19 protein-coding genes and 1 pseudogene are annotated in these 16,571 nt (G+C 72.5%); 12 read left to right on the top strand and 8 right to left on the bottom strand.

Translation table 11 applies throughout. The features are described from left to right. Positions 1–9 precede the first annotated feature (9 nt). Both AB0M54_RS36735 and AB0M54_RS36730 read right to left on the bottom strand, forming a co-directional pair. Entirely contained in the window at positions 10–1,551 is a 1,542-nt protein-coding gene (locus tag AB0M54_RS36735) for a hypothetical protein (protein WP_364476473.1), read from the bottom strand. Positions 1,552–1,630: 79 nt separating this feature from the next. Then, positions 1,631–2,167, bottom strand: a complete 537-nt coding sequence (locus AB0M54_RS36730) for an NAD(P)H-dependent oxidoreductase (protein WP_364476471.1) — start codon at positions 2,165–2,167, stop codon at positions 1,631–1,633. Between AB0M54_RS36730 and AB0M54_RS36725 the strand changes: the two genes are divergently transcribed. From AB0M54_RS36725 to AB0M54_RS36705, 5 genes are read left to right on the top strand one after another with little or no spacing between them, the layout of a single operon-like run. Continuing rightward, positions 2,166–3,209, top strand: a complete 1,044-nt coding sequence (locus tag AB0M54_RS36725; RefSeq protein WP_364332680.1) for an ABC transporter substrate-binding protein — start codon at positions 2,166–2,168, stop codon at positions 3,207–3,209. The genes AB0M54_RS36730 and AB0M54_RS36725 overlap by 2 nt on opposite strands. A gap of 4 nt (positions 3,210–3,213) precedes the next feature. Beyond that, positions 3,214–4,053 (top strand): ABC transporter permease, encoded by an 840-nt coding sequence (locus tag AB0M54_RS36720; RefSeq protein ID WP_364332683.1) that lies wholly within the window; start codon positions 3,214–3,216, stop codon positions 4,051–4,053. Next, positions 4,029–4,718: an ABC transporter ATP-binding protein gene (locus AB0M54_RS36715; RefSeq protein WP_364332686.1), complete on the top strand. Its 690-nt coding sequence runs from the start codon at positions 4,029–4,031 to the stop codon at positions 4,716–4,718. Before AB0M54_RS36720 ends, AB0M54_RS36715 begins: the two co-directional genes overlap by 25 nt. After that, on the top strand, positions 4,715–5,773 hold the full coding sequence (locus tag AB0M54_RS36710; RefSeq protein WP_364476469.1) for an NtaA/DmoA family FMN-dependent monooxygenase: 1,059 nt from the start codon (positions 4,715–4,717) through the stop codon (positions 5,771–5,773). Before AB0M54_RS36715 ends, AB0M54_RS36710 begins: the two co-directional genes overlap by 4 nt. Continuing rightward, positions 5,736–7,100 carry an aminotransferase class V-fold PLP-dependent enzyme gene (locus AB0M54_RS36705; protein WP_364476467.1) on the top strand — a complete coding sequence of 455 codons (1,365 nt, stop codon included), beginning with the start codon at positions 5,736–5,738 and terminating at the stop codon, positions 7,098–7,100. The genes AB0M54_RS36710 and AB0M54_RS36705 overlap by 38 nt, the downstream gene beginning before the upstream one ends. Here the strand turns inward: AB0M54_RS36705 and AB0M54_RS36700 are convergent. The 3 genes from AB0M54_RS36700 to AB0M54_RS36690 all read right to left on the bottom strand — a co-directional run bounded on the left by AB0M54_RS36700 (position 7,088) and on the right by AB0M54_RS36690 (position 9,994). Next, positions 7,088–7,627: a hypothetical protein gene (locus AB0M54_RS36700; RefSeq protein WP_364332695.1), complete on the bottom strand. Its 540-nt coding sequence runs from the start codon at positions 7,625–7,627 to the stop codon at positions 7,088–7,090. The genes AB0M54_RS36705 and AB0M54_RS36700 overlap by 13 nt on opposite strands. Continuing rightward, positions 7,624–9,243: a serine/threonine-protein kinase gene (locus tag AB0M54_RS36695; RefSeq protein ID WP_364476465.1), complete on the bottom strand. Its 1,620-nt coding sequence runs from the start codon at positions 9,241–9,243 to the stop codon at positions 7,624–7,626. The genes AB0M54_RS36700 and AB0M54_RS36695 overlap by 4 nt, the downstream gene beginning before the upstream one ends. Positions 9,244–9,346: 103 nt before the next feature. Then, entirely contained in the window at positions 9,347–9,994 is a 648-nt protein-coding gene (locus tag AB0M54_RS36690) for a cupin domain-containing protein (protein ID WP_364476463.1), read from the bottom strand. 79 nt (positions 9,995–10,073) lie between these two features. On the opposite strand from AB0M54_RS36690, the gene AB0M54_RS36685 reads away from it, so the two are divergent. The 7 genes and pseudogenes from AB0M54_RS36685 to AB0M54_RS36655 all read left to right on the top strand — a co-directional run bounded on the left by AB0M54_RS36685 (position 10,074) and on the right by AB0M54_RS36655 (position 12,901). Then, a complete protein-coding gene (locus AB0M54_RS36685) occupies positions 10,074–10,328 on the top strand; it encodes a hypothetical protein (RefSeq protein ID WP_364476569.1) in 255 nt (84 codons plus the stop codon). Beyond that, positions 10,241–10,435, top strand: a pseudogene (locus AB0M54_RS36680) (hypothetical protein); the annotation flags it as partial. The gene AB0M54_RS36685 and the pseudogene AB0M54_RS36680, both read left to right, overlap by 88 nt. Positions 10,436–10,634: 199 nt before the next feature. Further along, complete coding sequence (locus AB0M54_RS36675) at positions 10,635–11,075, top strand: VOC family protein (protein WP_364332706.1); 441 nt, start codon at positions 10,635–10,637, stop codon at positions 11,073–11,075. 88 nt (positions 11,076–11,163) lie between these two features. After that, positions 11,164–11,415, top strand: a complete 252-nt coding sequence (locus AB0M54_RS36670) for a DUF3159 domain-containing protein (RefSeq protein ID WP_364476461.1) — start codon at positions 11,164–11,166, stop codon at positions 11,413–11,415. A 69-nt stretch (positions 11,416–11,484) separates the two neighbouring features. Beyond that, complete coding sequence (locus AB0M54_RS36665) at positions 11,485–11,814, top strand: metalloregulator ArsR/SmtB family transcription factor (protein WP_364476459.1); 330 nt, start codon at positions 11,485–11,487, stop codon at positions 11,812–11,814. Continuing rightward, positions 11,814–12,521 (top strand): cation transporter, encoded by a 708-nt coding sequence (locus AB0M54_RS36660; RefSeq protein WP_364476457.1) that lies wholly within the window; start codon positions 11,814–11,816, stop codon positions 12,519–12,521. Before AB0M54_RS36665 ends, AB0M54_RS36660 begins: the two co-directional genes overlap by 1 nt. A gap of 140 nt (positions 12,522–12,661) precedes the next feature. Beyond that, the gene (locus AB0M54_RS36655; RefSeq protein ID WP_364476455.1) at positions 12,662–12,901 is read left to right on the top strand and encodes a GntR family transcriptional regulator; all 240 of its coding nucleotides are present in this window, start codon (positions 12,662–12,664) and stop codon (positions 12,899–12,901) included. Between the two features lie 88 nt (positions 12,902–12,989). On the opposite strand, the gene AB0M54_RS36650 is transcribed toward AB0M54_RS36655, so the two are convergent. From AB0M54_RS36650 to AB0M54_RS36640, 3 genes are all read right to left on the bottom strand, one after another. After that, on the bottom strand, positions 12,990–14,246 hold the full coding sequence (locus tag AB0M54_RS36650; RefSeq protein ID WP_364332721.1) for a glycoside hydrolase family 6 protein: 1,257 nt from the start codon (positions 14,244–14,246) through the stop codon (positions 12,990–12,992). 117 nt (positions 14,247–14,363) lie between these two features. Continuing rightward, on the bottom strand, positions 14,364–15,788 hold the full coding sequence (locus AB0M54_RS36645) for a gamma-glutamyltransferase (protein ID WP_364476453.1): 1,425 nt from the start codon (positions 15,786–15,788) through the stop codon (positions 14,364–14,366). Positions 15,789–15,863: 75 nt separating this feature from the next. Next, positions 15,864–16,376, bottom strand: coding sequence for a hypothetical protein (locus tag AB0M54_RS36640; protein WP_364332727.1), 513 nt, complete (start codon positions 16,374–16,376; stop codon positions 15,864–15,866). Between the last annotated feature and the right edge of the window lie 195 nt (positions 16,377–16,571).

The following is a 16,571-nucleotide window of genomic DNA, read 5'->3' as shown; positions in this document are numbered from 1 at the left end:
CGAAACCTGTCAGAACAGCGCCGGCTTGGTGCCCTTCTCCAGCTCGAAGTGCATGTAGTCGTGCACGGAACTGCAGCCGAGCCAGTTGAGGTTACCGGCGTCGGTGCCGGAGAGACCGGCCACGAGCAGCGGCTGGAGGCTCAGGAAGCCGTTCGCGGCGACCGAGCCGACGGTGCCCTCGGTGGCCGGTTTCGGCCGCTTTCCGGACGCCGGGTTGGCCGCCCGCCAGGCCTTGGACAGGCGCAGCAGCGACGCCACGGCCGTCTTGCGCGCGGGGGTCTCGGCCCCCGGACCGAAGGCGGCGGTGAGGACCGCGTCGGCGCCCGGCGCCTTCTTGCCCTCGCGGAGCAGGGTGCTCAGGGCCCCGGCGGCGGTGTCGTCGAGGCCGGTCAGCTTGTCGGCCGTGCGTACGCCATCGGCGATCTGCCGCACGCGGGCGGTGAACTTCGGCTCCTCGGTCATCGTCGCGACGTAGTCGGCGCTGGCCTGGTGGAGGGCCGCCGCGACCTTCTGCACGCCCGCGGCGTTCAGGCCGTCGTCCTCCTGCCGGCCCGGGTCGACGCCGGTCGCGTCCTTGACCGCGTCGAGCCCGCCCTTCTTGCCGATGTTGGGGTTCATCGACGCGTTGAGGTCGATGGCGAAGCCGAAGCTGTGCTCGCTGAGGGCGAGCGGGTTGTTCCGGTTGGGCCGGATCCAGAAGCCGCCTGGCTTGCCCATGCCGGTCTTCACCGCCTCGACGTCGACGCCGGGCTGCGCCTTGATCCAGGTGGTCGCGGCGTCGAGCGCGGCCTGCATGTCGGGGTGGACCAGGCTGCCCTTGACCCCGAGCAGCTCCGATCTCACCATCTTGTCGTAGAAGTCGTTGGCCCGGCCGATCGCCTTGTCCGGGCCGACCTCGAGCGCGCCGAAGGTGGCCAGGATGGTCCGCCGCACGTTGACCCAGCCGCCCTCGCAGTTGTTCCGGATCTGCTTGCTGACCGAGGCCTCCTCGGCCGCGGCGGCGGTGTCGTTGGCGATCGGCGCGTCCGGCGCGGTCACCGCCCCGGTGGTCTTGTCGGCCGCGCCCAGCTGGGGGATGAGCGCGTCGAGCAGGCCGTTGACCACCTCGAGGCGCTGCTTCTGGCTGAGCCGGGCGAGCAGCGCCACGGTGTCCTTCGAGTACAGCTCGGTGTAGAGGCCGGCCATCGGGTCGTCCGGCTTGTGCTTCGGGGCGGTCGCCCGGGGCTTCTTCCGGTTGACCTGTTTGGTGATGACGCCGAAGAGGCCGGCCGCGGCGGGCGTGCCGACGATGTCGTGGGCCGCCTTCGCGATGGCCGTGCCGAGGGTGCTGAGCTCGGCCGGCGTGACCGCGGCGGGGGCGGCCGCCTTGGCCTTGGCGAGCTGCACGACGGCCTGGTTGCCCACGGTGCGCTGGAGGTCGATGACGCGGTCGAGCGCGGACTTCTGGGCGCCGGGGATGAGTTCGGGCGGCACGGCCGTGGCGCGCCGCGGCCGATCGGCCTGGACGGGGGCCGGGCGACTGCCCGGTGCGGCCTGCGATCGCGCCTTCATCTCGTCATTGTCGCTGGTCGAGAGCGTGCCGGGAGGGCAGAGGTCGGTGCCCCTCCGGCCCCGCCCTACCTCCCCGAGATCAAGCGCCAGGGATCGCTGCTGCCGCTGCTGCGCGAGCGGCGATAGCCGGGATGTCGCCCAGCTCGGCCTCGGTCGCGGTCACGGTCGGGCCGAGGGTCGCCCCGAGCTCGGTGAGCAGCGCGGTCAGGTGTCCGGCGGCGGCGTCGGCCTGCGGCTGGACGCCGGCCGTGAGCACCGGCACCGCGGTCTTGCCGGCCAGCGCGTTCGCCTGGAGGTTGTCGAGCAGCACCTTCAGGACGCCGGTGTACGAGCCCTTGTACGTCGGCGTGGCCACCACGAGCAGGCTCGCCTCCAGCAGCGCCTCGACGGCGGCGGCGGTGGCCTCGTCGCCCGGGGTGAGAAGGCCGGCGCCGATCTCGCCGACGTCGATCACGGTGACCGGGGTCTCGGACAGGGCCTCGCCGACCGCGACGGCGAGCTTCAGCGTGCGCGAGCCGGGCCGCGGGTTCCCGGACACCACCAGGGTCGTCACATCGATCTCCTTGAACAACTCGTATAACCTATTAAGCCGGTAGGTGTTATAGGTTACCAGCATGACCACACCGACCGTCCAGCGACGTACTCTGCTGCTTGGCCTTCTCGGGGCATCGACGCTCGGCCTGGCCGGCTGCGGCGAGGCCGCGGCCGGGGACGGACTGGCCGCCGCCGCGCCCCTGCCCAGCGCCGTCCCGCCGGGCACCAAGCTCGCCATCGCGATCCACCCGACGCAGGTGGCGCTGCAGGCCTCGGGCGAGATCGGCAAGCTGCCGTTCCAGGTGACCGACTGGCCCAATCTATCGGCCGGCCCCGACATCATCCAGGGCTTCCGGGCCCGCTCGATCGACCTCGCCTCCAACGCCGGCATCCCGCCCATCCAGGCCGCGGCGATCAACGTGGAGGCCCGGATCGTCGCGGTCCAGACCAAACAGAAACCCCTCTACACGTACGCCACCGCGCCCGGCGCCGCGATCAACGCCGTCACCGACCTGCGCGGCAAGAAGATCGGCTTCTCCCAGGGCCAGGCCCAGGGCGTCGTGGTGCTGCGCACGCTCAAGGAACAGGGCCTGACCCCCAAGGACGTGGAACTGGTCGCCCTGCCGAGCACGAAGTTCCTGGTCGCGCTGCAGAGCAAGCAGGTCGATGTGGCCCCGTTGAGCGAGCCAGTCCTGACCAAATACCTCAGCGAGTACGCCAAGGACGGCGCCAAGGGCATCCCGATGACCGCCGTCGACTACCTGACCATCCTCTGGGCGCCCGCCGAGGTGCTCGCCGACGCGGCCAAGGCGGCGGCGATCCGCTCGTTCATCCCGTTCTGGGCGCGGTCCGAGGTCTGGCAGTTCAAGAACCAGCCGGCCTGGATCGACGCCTACTACGTCAAGGACCAGAAGGTGACCGCCGACGACGGCAAACGCATCGAGGCGGTCCAGGACAAGCCGATCTTCCCGACCAGTTGGGACAAGGCGATCGCCTGGCAGAAGGAGTCGGCTGACCTGCTGGTCGAGGGCGGGTTCATCAAGCCGATCAAGGCCGCCGACCTGTTCGACCGCCGGTTCGAGAAGATCGCGGCCGAGTCCGTGCCGGCCGAGTACCGGGAGTGACGCCATGACCCTGACCACGTCGTCCCGTGCCGCCACCGCTCCCCCGGTGGCGGCCGGGCCCATCCGCCGCCGGCGGCTCGGCCCCGGCCGGCCCATCCCGTACGGCCGGGCCGCCGGCCCGCTGCTGCTGATCGTGATCTGGTCGATCGCCTCGGCGACCGGCCTGCTCGACCCCCGGATGCTCTCCGCGCCGTGGACCGTGTTCAGCACCGCCGCCGACCTGATCGTCTCCGGCGACCTCCAGCAGAACATCCTCGCGTCGCTGCAGCGCGCGGCGCTCGGCTTCGTCATCGGCGGCGCCGCCGGAACCGCGCTGGCGGTCGCGTCCGGGATCAGCCGGATCGGCGAGTCGATCATCGACGGGCCGGTCCAGATCAAGCGGGCCATCCCCACCATCGGCCTGGTCCCGCTGCTGATCCTCTGGCTCGGCATCGGCGAGACGTTCAAGGTGGTGACCATCGCCCTGGCCGCCGCGGTCTACATGTACGTGCAGGTGTACGCCGGGCTGACCGGCATCGACCACCGCTACGTCGAGCTCGCCGAGGTGCAGAACTACACCCGGTGGGAGTTCCTGCGGCACGTCGTGTTCCCCGGCGCGCTGCCCGGCTTCTTCGTCGGCCTGCGCCTGTCGGTGACGTTCTCCTGGCTGATCCTGATCACCGTGGAGCAGATCAACGCGCTCAGCGGCGTCGGCTACATGATGTCGCAGGCCCAGTTGTACGCGCAGACCGACGTCATCGTGGTCGGCCTGCTGGTCTACGGCGTCTTCGGGTTCGTGTCCGACACCCTGCTCCGGCTTCTGGAACGGAGGGTGCTCTCATGGCGCCGCACGCTGACCAGCTGACCTCGGCGGTCGAAATCCAAACCCTGACCCGGCGCTTCGGCGAGCACGTGGTGCTCGACCGGCTCGACCTGAGCATCGTCGACGGCGAGTTCGTGGCCCTGCTCGGGCGCAGCGGCTCGGGCAAGAGCACGCTGCTGCGGGCCCTGGCCGGGCTGGACTACGACGTGGAGGGCGACGGCGGGCTGCGCATCCCGTCGCGGGTGTCGGTCGTCTTCCAGGACTCGCGGCTGCTGCCCTGGCGCCGGGTGCTGGACAACGTCATCCTCGGCCATCGGGCGCCGGACGCGCGTACCCGCGGGATCGACGCCCTGGCCGAGGTCGGTCTCAGCGGGCGCGAACGCGCCTGGCCCAACCAGCTCTCCGGCGGCGAGCAGCAGCGGGTGGCGCTGGCCCGGTCGCTGGTCGGCGCGCCGCAACTGCTGCTGGCCGACGAGCCGTTCGGCGCGCTGGACGCGCTGACCCGGCTCAAGATGCACGGCCTGCTGCGCGACCTCTGCCGCCGGCACACGCCCACGGTCCTGCTGGTCACGCACGACGTCGACGAGGCGATCGCGCTGGCCGACCGGATCGTGGTGCTGGACGCCGGGCGGATCGCTCTGGACGTACGCCCGGCCGTTCCTGATGTTCGTGATCTTCTGCTTCGCGCCCTGGGAGTGACCGCATGAGCTCTTCGAGAAGAAAGCTTCACCTGAACGCCTTCCTGATGACCGTCGGGCACCACGAGGCGGCGTGGCGGCTGCCCGAGAGCGACCCGTTCGCGCACGTGGACGTCCGGCACTACGTGGAGCTGGCCCGGATCGCCGAGCGCGGCAAGCTCGACTCGCTGTTCCTGGCCGACAGCCCGGTGCTCTGGAACAGCATCGGCCGCCGTCCGGCCGGTGGCCTGGAGCCGACCGTGCTGCTGACCGCGCTGGCCGGCGCCACCGAGCACATCGGGCTGATCGCCACCGCCTCGACCACCTACAACGAGCCGTACAACCTGGCCCGCCGGTTCGCGTCGCTCGACCACATCAGCGACGGCCGGGCCGGCTGGAACGTGGTCACCACGGCCGGGGTGGACGCGGCCCGCAACTTCAACCTGGACGAGCTGCCGTCGCACCGCGACCGGTACGAGCGGGCGGCCGAGTTCATCGACGTGGCCCGCAAGCTCTGGGACAGCTGGGAGGACGACGCGCCGCTGGGCGACAAGGACTCCGGCGTCTGGGGCGACGACACCAAGGTGCACCCGCCGTCGCACGTGGGCCGGTTCTTCAAGGTGGCCGGGGCGCTCAACGTGCCACGCTCGCCCCAGGGCCACCCGCTGCTGGTCCAGGCCGGGTCGTCGGCCGACGGCAAGGAGCTGGCCGCCCGGTACGCCGACGCGGTGTTCACCGCGCAGCAGACGCTCGAGGAGGCGCAGGCCTTCTACGCCGACCTCAAACGTTCCGTTTTAATGAATGGGCGCGACCCGGACACCGTGAAGATCCTGCCCGGCATCGTCCCGGCGATCGGCGCGACACCCGCGGAGGCGCTCGCGCTGGAGGAGGAGCTCGACCGGCTGATCAAACCCGAGTACGCGCTGCGTCAGCTCGCGTCGACGAGGTCGTGCCGATCCTCCAGGAGCGGGGACTCTTCCGGACCGAATACTCGGGAAACACGCTGCGCGAGCACTACGGCCTCGAGCGCCCTCGTATCGTGCCGGAGTGGACGCATTAGAGATCGCCTCGCAGCACGCGCGTGAGTGGCTCGCGCAGCGCAACACGCGGCCCATCCCGCCCCGGGCCTCCTTCGACTCGTTGACGGCGGCCTTCGCCGATCTCCCCGCCGGACCGACCGACCCGGCCACGGTGCTCGACCTGCTGGCCGAGACCGCCGAGCCGGGCCTGATGGGCATGAACTCCGGCCGGTTCTACGGCTGGGTGATCGGCGGGGTGCACCCGGCCGCGCTCGGCGCCGACTGGCTGACCAGCGCCTGGGACCAGAACACGGCCCTGCGGGCGGTCACCCCGGCCACCGCCGCGCTGGAGGCGGTGGCCGGCGACTGGCTGCTCGACCTGCTCGGACTCCCGTCCCGGTCGGCGGTCGGCTTCGTGACCGGCGCGACCATGGCCAACTTCACCGGGCTGGCCGCCGGCCGCCACCAGGTGCTCGCCGACCGGGGCTGGGACCTGGCCGCGGACGGCCTGATCGGGGCGCCGCCGCTGCGCGTCCTGGTCGGCGCGGAACGGCACGACACGATCGACCTGGCCCTGCGCTACCTCGGGCTCGGGCGGCCGACCGCGGTCGCCGCCGACGAGCAGGGCCGGATCCGGGTCGACGCGCTCACCGAGGCGCTGGACCGGGCCGGCGACCGCCCGGTGATCGTCTGCCTGCAGGCCGGCAACCTGCACTCCGGCGCCTTCGACGACTTCGGGCCGGCCATCGAGCTGGCCCACTCGCGCGGCGCCTGGGTGCATGTGGACGGCGCGTTCGGCCTCTGGGCCGCCGCCTCACCGGCGCTGCGCCACCTGACCGCCGGGGTCGCCGCCGCCGACTCGCTGGCCACCGACGCGCACAAGACGCTCAACGTCCCGTACGACTGCGGCGTCGCGATCGTGACCCGCCCGGAGGCGCTGCGTACCGCCATGGGGGTCCGGGCCGCGTACATGATCAACGCGGCCGACGCGGCCGGCCCGCCCGACCCGGTCGAGGTCACCCCGGAGTTCTCCCGCCGCGCCCGCGGTGTGCCGGTGTGGGCGGTGCTGCGGTCGCTCGGCCGCGACGGCGTGGCCGAACTGGTCGACGGTCTGGTGGCCAATGCTCGGGCGCTGGCCGAGGGCATCGGCGCCCTGCCCGGCGTCGAGATCCTCAACGACGTCGCGTTCACCCAGGTCTGCTTCGCGATGGCCGACGACGACGCCACCCACGCTCTTACCGACCAGTTGGTAACTTCGGGCACGGTGTGGATGTCGGGTTCCCGGTGGCGCGGCCGGGCCGTCACCCGCATCTCGGTGAGCAACTGGGCCACGAACGCCGACGACGTGGCCGCCTCGATCGAGACCGTCCGCGCCGCGGTTCAGGGCACGTAGACCAGGGCCGCCCGGACGATCTCGCCGTTGTCGGTGGTGATCGCGACCATCTCGCCCGGGTTCTCCTTGATCCAGTCGGCGAACGCCTTCTCCTTCATCGGGCAGGTGCCGCCGTCCTCCGGCTTCTTCAGGCAGACATCGCCGTTGTCGTCCTGCCAGGTGAAGTACTTCGGCTTCTCGGCCAGCGGCACGGTGACCTTGCTGCGGCTGTCCTCGGTGTCCCACTCCCGGTTGCAGTCCGGGGCGTCGGCCGCGCACACAGCGGTCTTGAAGTCGATCGGCTCGACCACCGCGGCCGAGTTGTCGGCGTCGAACGAGTACATCTTGACCACGGTCTTCGCGCTGCCCTGGGTGAGGTCGGCGAAGGCCGGGGCGGCCTTGCTGCTCGCCGGCGCGGCGCTCTTGGGCGGCGCGCTGCTCGGGGCCGCCGCGGACGGTGGTGGGCCGGCCGGCGCGCCGCCGGGTGTGGCGGTGCCACAACCGCCGGCCAGGGCGACGAGGGCGAGAGCGACCAGGGCACGCTTCACAGCGTCCGTACCTCCACGTTGGCGAAGGCGACCTTGAAGGGGTCGCCGCTATCGAGGTCGTCGTTGTACGGGCCCAGCTCGACCCGCCCGGCGGCCAGCAACGGCTCGTCGACCGGGAAGGTGAGCTTGACGATGCCGTCCACGTACACCGACGCCTGCTGACCGGTCACGGTGATCTCGATCCGGCGCGCGTGGCCCAGCTCGACCGCCGGGATCGCGGCCTTGACCTCGCCGGTGACCTCACCGCCGCTGTCCAGGCCGGCCCGCACCTCGGCCGGGCAGACCAGCACCTGGTACCCGTTGTCCTCGACCACCCGGAACCAGACGGCCGCGCAGGCGCCGCGACCGAGGATCGACACGTCCAGGGCCACCGACTGGTCCCCGGCGAAGGTGTCCGCCGGCCCGGGGCAGGCGAACCAGTTCGAGTCGCCGGTGCTTGCCTCGAGCCGGTCGTTCGCGAACTCGCACCGGCCGGCGGCCTGCCGGCTGGTCCGCCACTGCCCCGGCCGGTCGAGCCGGTCGAAGATCGACGGGCCTCGGATCACCCGGCTCCTGGCCGGTGTCGGCGACGGCGCCAGGACCGCGGTGTCGCTCCGCAGGGCGGCCGGCTCGGCGCCCAGCGCCTCGGAGATCTGCGGCGCGAAGGAATGCGCGGCGAGCAGGCCGCCGGCCACCAGGGCCAGCACCGCGGCGGCGGCCACCAGCGCGCGGCGGAGCTTGTTGACCGGCCGGGTGCGCCGGCGCGCCTCCTGGGCCACCCGCAGCAGCTCCGGGCGTACCACCTGGGTGGCCTCGCTCGGGTCGACGTCGAGCAGCAGGTCGAGCAGTTCGTGGGCGCTGGGCCGCTCGCGCGGGTCCTTGGCCAGGGTGCGGGCCACCACCGGCTGGAGCGAGGCGGGCAGCCCGGTCAGCTCCGGCGGCTGGGTCAGGATGCGCGCTGCGGTGGCGGCGGGCGAGTCGGCCTGGAACGGGGTGCGGCCGATGCCCGCGTACGTGACCACGGCGCCCCACGCGAACACGTCGGCGGCCGGGCCCACCGGCGTGCGGTGGTCGGTGTCGAAGCGCTCCGGGGCCATGTAGGCGACCGTGCCGACCATCTGGTCCGTACGCGTATGTTGGCTGGTCACCTCGAACGCCCGGGCGATACCGAAGTCGATCACCTTCGGCGTGCCCAGCGCGAACAGCACGTTGGCCGGCTTGAGGTCGCGGTGGATCACGCCGGCGGCGTGGATGGCGGCCAGCGCGGTGGCCACCCCGACGGCCACGCTGTGCAGGTTGCCGGCCGTGAGCGGGCCCTGGTCGGCGATCACCTTGGCCAGGCTGGGCCCGTCGACGTACTCGACCACCAGGTAGGGCGTCGGGTGGTCGGGGTCGGCGTCGAGCACCTCGGCCGTGCAGAAGTGTGGCACCTGCCGGGCCCGGTTCACCTCGCTGCGGAACCGGCCGCGGAACTCGGGGTCGGAAGCGTACTCGGGCCGGATGACCTTGACCGCGACCAGCCGCCCGTCGGCGCCCTGACCGAGGTAGACGGCGCCCATGCCGCCCTGGCCGAGCCGGCCGAGCAGCCGGTAGCCGCCGAGCTCGGCCGGATCACCCGGGCGCAGCGGATCAGTCACCCGCAGGACGATACATCGAGTCCTCTCAGTACTCGGCGGTACCGGCGGGACAGCTTTCCGGGGTCGGGCGGTCGCGCTGCGTCACCCGTTCGGCGACCCGAATTCAGGCCGCTGAACTGCGGAAACGCCCCGGCGGAACCCCGTAGCGGCGGCGGAAGGCGGCGGCGAAGGCGAACTCGGTCGCGTAGCCGACGCGCCGGGCCACGGCGGACAGCGGCCAGTCGGCCCGCAGCTGGCGGAGGATGTGGACGATCATCAGGTCGAGCAGGGCCGAGCGGCCGGCCTCGGTGCCGGGCCCGGGCGACGTGAGGTCGGCGCGCAACATCTCGACGACCGCCCGCAGGCCCGGGTCGCCGTCCGGGGTCAGGGCGGTCACGCCGGGCAGGTGGCGCAGCTGGGCCGGGGCGCGGCCGGGGTCCATGGCGTACGCGGCGCAGAGGAACTCGCAGTCGCACGGCCCGTCGGCCGGCGGGAACTCACCCAGCTCGATCGGCAGCAGGTCACCCAGGCGGCACGGGGCGTGGGCCAGCCCGTGATCGGTGCCGGCGGCCGTGAAGACGATGTCGCCCGCGCGTACCCGGGCCGGCTCCTGGGCCGCGGTGATCAGCCAGCCCTCGCCGCTGAGCAGGACGTGGAAGCCGAGCGCGGCGACCGGCGGGAACCGCACGCCCCAGGCGCCGGACTGCCGGATGCGGCGGCCGTTGGCCCGGCCGATCCGGGCGCTGCCGATCGCCGCGGTGATCATGTCCATCGACCGCATGGTAGCGACGCGTATGAAATCGGGCGGAACGCGCATGGCACCGCCGCGCCCGCGGTGCTGGGGTGGAGTCATGATCGACACGCTGGCCGCCATGCTGCTCTTCGGGCTCACCGTGCTCGCCCCCGTGGTCGGCGCCACGTTCGGCGCCCTCGACACGATCACCCGGATGTTCGCCTCCGGCCGCAAACCCTTCATGAGCGCGTACGCCAGAATGGGCGGCTCCCCCGGCGCACGGCACTGGCTGACCGAAGCCACCCACCTGGCGCAGCGCGCCGACCGCACCATGCTCGGCATCGCCACCGAGATCGACGCCGACCGCCCCTGACCCCCGACGACGACGTCCGCCTGCACGTCGACCTGGCCGACGCCGCCCGCGACTGCCGCGCCGCGGCCGACCTGATGCTCGACCTGCACGGCTCGAGCGGCTTCCGCATGAGCAATCCCCTGCAACGCTTCTGGCGCGACGTGGCCGTGGGCAGCCGCCACCCCCACCTGGCCGTCGAACGCTCGGGATCGCTGCTGGCTCAGTAGACGATCGGCTCCGCCTCCGCCGCATGTCGAGAACGGGCCGGTGGCTTCGTCCCAGGGATGGAGCGGCCACTTCGGCCGCACCACGCCAGGGAGGCAGAGCATGGCCGTCAAACGGATGGACAACGTTCTCATCGTTGTCGAGGACATCGACGCTGTCATCGCGTTCTTCGTCGAGCTCGGCATGGAGCTGGAGGGCCGAGGCCCGGTCGAAGGACGATGGGTGGAGCGGGTGATCGGCGTGCATGACGTGCGGCAGGACGTCGCCATGCTGCGGATCCCGGGCGGCCCCGGCCGGATCGAGCTGGCGAGGTTCCATACGCCGAAGGCGATCAGGTCCGAGCCGGCCGACGCTCCGACGAACACGCTGGGCCTCCGGCGCGTCATGTTCGCCGTCGACGACATCGACGACGTCCTCGCCCGGCTGCGCGCGCACGGCGCCGAGCTGGTGGGCGACGTGGAGCGGTTCGAGGACGTCTATCGGCTCTGCTACGTCCGGGGGCCGGAAGGCATCATCGTCGGGCTGGCCGAGGAGCTGGGCTGACGACCGGGCCGAACATCTTGCGCCGGAGGGCCGGCACGCGAGAGCCGATGCGCAGGAGGGTGCGGAAGGCCCGGCGGTTGGCCGGGCCGTGATCCTCAACCGGGTCACCGGCGGTCCCCGCGACTGGCACCACCACCGGGCCCTGCGCCGGGTTCACCTGACCGCCACCGCCACGGCCATCGGCATCAACAGCGTCAACGCCGCCGTGCAGGTCGTCTTCTACGGCCGTGGCGACACCGCGGTGCTCGCGGTCGCGCACACCGCGACCGGGCCGGTGTTCGCCACGCTGGTCGCGGTCACGATCGTCGCCGCCCGCCGCGTTCTGGCCCGGCAACGATGACGCCGACCGTGGCCGATCACGACGGCTGGCCCCTTCTCTCGGTACATCGTGCGCTGTACTGTCGGCCGGGTGGAGACGGCGACGTACGGGCAGGTTCTGGCGCGGTTCGGGCACGCGCTCTCCGACGCGACCCGGGCGCGGCTGCTGCTCGCCCTGCGCGATGCGCCCGGTTATCCCGCCGAGCTGGCCGACCTGCTCGGCGTGAGCCGGCAGAGCCTCTCCAACCACCTGGCCTGCCTGCGCGGGTGCGGCCTGGTGGTGGCCGCGCCCGAGGGCCGCCGCACCCGGTACGAGCTGGCCGACGTCCGGATCCGGCACGCGCTCGACGACCTGCTCGGGCTGGTCCTCGCGGTCGACCCGGCGGCGTGCCCCGACTCCGCCGGCCAGGGCTGCTGCTGATGAGCCTGCCGCTGATCCCCCTGACGCCCGCGGGGCCCGGTGAGGCCCGGCGGGCGGTGCTGGCCCGCCGCATCCGGTTGCTGGTCGCGGCCACGATCGCTTACAACGTCGTCGAGGCGGTGATCGCGATCGGCGCCGGGCGGGCCGCGGGCTCGACCGCGCTGATCGGCTTCGGCCTCGACTCGGTCATCGAGGTGTCGTCGGCGGCCGCGGTCGCCTGGCAGTTCGCCGGTCACGACCCGGAAGCCCGGGAGAAGACGGCTCTGCGGATCATCGCGGTCTCGTTCTTCGCGCTGGCCGCCTACGTCGCGGTCGATTCGGTGCGCACCCTGGCCGGCGGCGCCGAGGCCGATCACTCGTACGCCGGGATCGCCCTGGCCGCGGTGTCGCTCGCGGTGATGCCGGGCCTGTCCTACGCCCAGCGCCGGGCCGGCCGTGAGCTCGGCTCCCGCACCGCGGTCGCCGACTCGAAGCAGACGCTGCTCTGCACGTACCTGTCGGCGGTCCTGCTCGTCGGTCTCGGCCTGAACGCGCTGTTCGGCTGGACCTGGGCCGACCCGATCGCCGCCCTGGTCATCGCCGCCGTGGCGGTCAAGGAGGGCCGCGACGCCTGGCGCGGCGACGCCTGCTGTGGAAGACCGACAACCGGAAGCGGCTGCGCCGACGGATGTTGCGCTAACCAGAGCCACCGCCCCGGCGTCCATTGAGGACGCCGGGCGTGGCTGGCAACCGGCCAATGCGGTTGCGGCGCACCATCGAACCTACCGCGGTTCACCCCGCCTGTCCATGGTTCACCATGGCTCCCCTTTGTCGACCACGGTCGGCCTGGGCGTGAGATGTTCGCCGGGTGATCGACCATGACGGGCCCGTGCCGCTGTATGTGCAGGTGGCGGACGCGGTTCAGACACGCATCGAGTCGGGTGAGCTCCTACCGAACCGGCCGATCCCCTCCGAGAATCGGCTGGTGCAGGAATACGGCGTCGCCCGCGGCACCGCGCGCAAGTCGATCCAACTGCTCCGCGAGCGCGGTCTGGTGACGACCGTGGTGGGGCGCGGCACGTTCGTCGCGCCCCACCCCACCGGGTGACCCACTGCATACCCATGCGGCGATCCTCAGTCCGAGGACGCGCCGCATGGGTCGACCGTCGGTCACGCCGAGCAGGTCGACTGCATCCTCACGAGCAACTGAGCGCCGGGCTCGACGTGGGCCCGGTGGCGACGAACCCGAACTGGGCCGTGGCGCCGGGCCGGAGGGCGCCGTTCCACGACTCGTTCGTGACGGTGACCGCCGAACCGGACGCCGACAGGCGACCGCCCCAGACCTGGCCGATCGACTGTCCACTGCCGAGCGTCCAGGTGACCCGCCAGCCGGTCAGCGCGGTGCTGCCCGCGGTCACCGTGACCTGGCCCTGGAAGCCGCCGTTCCAGGTCGACGTGGTCTCGTAGGTCGCGGCGCAGGCGCCCGGCGTGGGCGGCGGCGACGAGGACGAACCGGCCAGGCTGAAGGCCAGGTCGGGCTGGAAGGAGCCGGCCGCGTACCGGCATCCGTCGGCCTCGCCGGGCGGCTTGATCCACACGTACGCGTCGATGTCGGCGCTCCCGGTGGCCGTGGTCGGCGCCGGGCCGACGCGCCGGTCGGTGTTGTCGTCGCCGCACCAGTCGCCGGCCGCGCCGCCGTTGCGGCTGGTATCGATGACCTGCCGCTTGCCGGTGACGCCGCGGCTGTTCAGGGCCGCGATGACCGCCCGGCCGAAGGCGGCCTCGTTGGCCGTCGAGTTGAAGTTCGACGCGTTGCTGTAGAAGCCGTCGGCGTCCGCGATCCCGGCCGCGATCAGCCGGTTCGCCTGTTCGGTGGCGGAGTTCCAGGTGGAGTGCCCGGCGTCCAGGTAGACCTTGCCGCCGGCCCCGCGCAGCGTCCTCGTGGCCGTGTGCAACGCCTGGTCGCGGGCCGTGATCTCGCTCGCGCTGAGGCAGGTCTGCAACGCGATCGAGTCGGGCTCGAGGATGATCACGGTGGTGCGCCCGGCCAGGCCGCGGGCGATCAGGTTCACCCAGGTCTGGTACGTGGCCAGGTCCGGCGCCCCGCCCGCGCTGGCGCCGCCGCAGTCGCGGTTCGGGATGCCGTAGAGCGTGAGGACGGGCACCTTGCCGGCGGCGGAGGCGGCGTCCACGTACCCGTCGACCTCGGTCTCGATGGTGTTGAGGTTGAAGTTCGAGAGCCAATGCGACGCCGGCTGGGAGGCGATCCGGTCCCGGATGGCGGCGGTGCGCGCGTCGCCCGGGTTGGCCGCCACCCAGCGGGCGACGGGCGTGTCGGGCTCGCGGTAGAACTCACCGGTCAGGGTGCCGGCTTCGGCGACCCCGCTGGTCAGGACGGCTCCGGCACAGGCGAGGACGGTCGCCAGGATGGCCGTACGAGCGGGTTGTCTCACGGGCGGTCCTTTCACGTACATCGATGGGAGCGCTCCCAGAAGGTAAGCCTCCCGACGTACGTCAGGCAACCTCAGCGACGGGCGGCGGCGGTGCGCGCGCGAAATCGCACGACAAGATCACCAGCCGGCGGCCATGCCGTCCTTGCGCGGGTCGGAGCCGCCCAGGATGCGGCCGTCCCGGATCTCGATCGCCTGACCGCCGCCGAAGATGCCCCGGTCGGGATCCTCGATCACGGTCAGCCCGGCCGCGCGCAGGCTCTCGGCCCGCGGCCAGTGGCCCTCCTCCAGCCGTACGCCGCCGGGCTCGATCCGGAACCGCGGCCGGTCCAGCGCCGCCTGCGGATCGAGGCCGTCGTCGACCACCGACGTCACGTACTGGACGTGCGCCTGGGCCTGGATGAAGCCGCCCATGATGCCGAACGGGCCGCGCAGCCGTCCGTGTTCGAGCAGCAGGCCCGGCATCAGCGTGTGATACGGCCGCTTGCCCGGCGTGACCTCGCCGGCCACCCCGAAGCCCTCGGCCCGGTTGTTCAGCACCACGCCGGTGCCGGGCGCGACGATGCCCGAGCCGAAGTTCTCGTACAGGCTCTGGATGAACGACACGGCCATGCCGTCCGCGTCGAGCGTGCAGAGATAGACGGTGCCACCTTGCGGTTCGCGGGCCAGTCGCGCGGTTTCCCGGGTACGCGCGGCGAGGTGCTCCGGTGACAGCAGGTGGGCCACGTCGGCGTCGTCCCGGACGTACGCGAAAGCATCTTCGAGGGCGAGCGCGACGGCCCGGACCTGCTCGTCGAAGCCGGGGCCGCCGAGCAGCGCGAGCGCCTCCAGGGCGACCACCCCCTGGGTCGGCGGCGGCAGTTCCAGAACCTCGACACCGCGGTAGGTGACGCGCATCGGATCCACCCAGCGTGGCCGGTACGCCTCCAGGTCACCCTCGGTGAGCCAGCTCGCCCCGGCGATGGCGGCCGCGACCCGCCCCCGGTAGAACGCGTCCGGACCGCCCTCGGCGATCGCCCGCAGTGTGGCGCCGAGTTCCGGCAGCCGGTAGACCTCACCCGTCCTCGGCGCGGCGCCGAACTCCTTGGGCGCGTGTTCCGTGGTCCGCCACGCGTCGGCGCAGTGGAAGCCGGCCGCGACCCCACGTTCGGCCAGGTCGATCGCCGGGCGCAGGCAGGTGTCCAGGCCGAGCCGCCCGTACCGCTCGCTCAGCGCCGCCCAGCCGCGCACCGCCCCGGGAACGTCCACCGCGTTCGGCCCGCGCACCGGCACCGGCAGCGGACTCGCCTCGCGTGGCGCCGGGCCGGCCGCGTCGAGCCCGGTGGCCTCGTTCCCGTCCCAGACGATGGCGAAGGCGTCCCCGCCGATCCCGGTGGACATCGGCTCGGCCACGCAGCAGACCGCGGCCGCCGCGATCGCCGCGTCGGCCGCCGACCCACCGGCCCGGAGCATCTCGAGTCCGGCCAGGGTCGCCGGCGTCTGGCTGCTGGCGACCATTCCCTGCGCGGCGACGGCGGGGCCGCGGCCCGGCGAGAAGCGAAACATGCCTACAGACAACCACGCCGGCCCGCGGTGAGCCCGCCCGAGAAGCGGACAACCACGCCGGCCCGGCGGTGACGATCAGTCGGGCGCGCTGAGGCCGCAGGAGAAGCGGAGCCAGGCGCCGGCCGTGGTGATCAGGTCGACGGTCAGGTCCAGCGGCCGGCCGGATGGCATCGGCACGACGGCCAGGGCCAGCCGCTCGCCGACCGGCTGCACCGCCGCGACCTCGGTGGCGCCCGGGAAGGCGGTGATCGTCCAGTGCCGGATCGGCCCGGTCGACGGGTCGGCGCACAGGTGCACGAGCGAGCTTCCGCCGCGGGACGGCTCGGCGCGCAGGCGCAGCGTGTGCCCCTCGGTGGAGGTGACGGCCGAGGTGCGGACCGGGCAGTCACCGGTCGGCGGGGCCAGGTCGCGGCTCACGCCGGTGCGCAGGGCGGCCACGCTGCCCACCATGATCAACAACGCGATCAGGACCATCAAGTACGGCGAGAGCCGGCGCCTTTCACCCGTTGGCGTGACCTCGCGCCGCCGTACGGTGAGGATCGTCCCGTCCGGGGTGTGCCGCACGATCAGCCGGGCGCGCGACCTCACCGTGCGGCGCCTCGCGACGCTGCACCGGCGGACGTATTGCGCACGCTCCCCCATGGACACCCCCGTGACCATAGTCGTCTCCCGGATGACCATGGTTCCCAGGTGTTGGGGGTTAGTTGGCAGCTCAGAGATTCGCCCCGATAAGCACCACCGATGGGTCAGGAGAAGAAAACACAGTAAGCGATAAACGCCCGC

The organism is Actinoplanes sp. NPDC051470 (assembly GCF_040682035.1).
GTDB lineage: Bacteria > Actinomycetota > Actinomycetes > Mycobacteriales > Micromonosporaceae > Actinoplanes.
Note: the sequence above shows the minus strand (reverse complement) of the source record. Positions and strands in the feature narration are given on the sequence as shown.

Coding starts and splice junctions, on each gene's coding strand:
- AB0M54_RS36730 (WP_364476471.1), bottom strand. CDS start 2,167: ATGCTGGTAACCTATAACACCTACCGGCTTAATAGGTTATACGAGTTG.
- AB0M54_RS36715 (WP_364332686.1), top strand. CDS start 4,029: ATGGCGCCGCACGCTGACCAGCTGACCTCGGCGGTCGAAATCCAAACC.
- AB0M54_RS36710 (WP_364476469.1), top strand. CDS start 4,715: ATGAGCTCTTCGAGAAGAAAGCTTCACCTGAACGCCTTCCTGATGACC.
- AB0M54_RS36645 (WP_364476453.1), bottom strand. CDS start 15,788: ATGTTTCGCTTCTCGCCGGGCCGCGGCCCCGCCGTCGCCGCGCAGGGA.
- AB0M54_RS36660 (WP_364476457.1), top strand. CDS start 11,814: ATGAGCCTGCCGCTGATCCCCCTGACGCCCGCGGGGCCCGGTGAGGCC.
- AB0M54_RS36725 (WP_364332680.1), top strand. CDS start 2,166: ATGACCACACCGACCGTCCAGCGACGTACTCTGCTGCTTGGCCTTCTC.
- AB0M54_RS36720 (WP_364332683.1), top strand. CDS start 3,214: ATGACCCTGACCACGTCGTCCCGTGCCGCCACCGCTCCCCCGGTGGCG.
- AB0M54_RS36690 (WP_364476463.1), bottom strand. CDS start 9,994: ATGGACATGATCACCGCGGCGATCGGCAGCGCCCGGATCGGCCGGGCC.
- AB0M54_RS36735 (WP_364476473.1), bottom strand. CDS start 1,551: ATGAAGGCGCGATCGCAGGCCGCACCGGGCAGTCGCCCGGCCCCCGTC.
- AB0M54_RS36675 (WP_364332706.1), top strand. CDS start 10,635: ATGGCCGTCAAACGGATGGACAACGTTCTCATCGTTGTCGAGGACATC.
- AB0M54_RS36685 (WP_364476569.1), top strand. CDS start 10,074: ATGATCGACACGCTGGCCGCCATGCTGCTCTTCGGGCTCACCGTGCTC.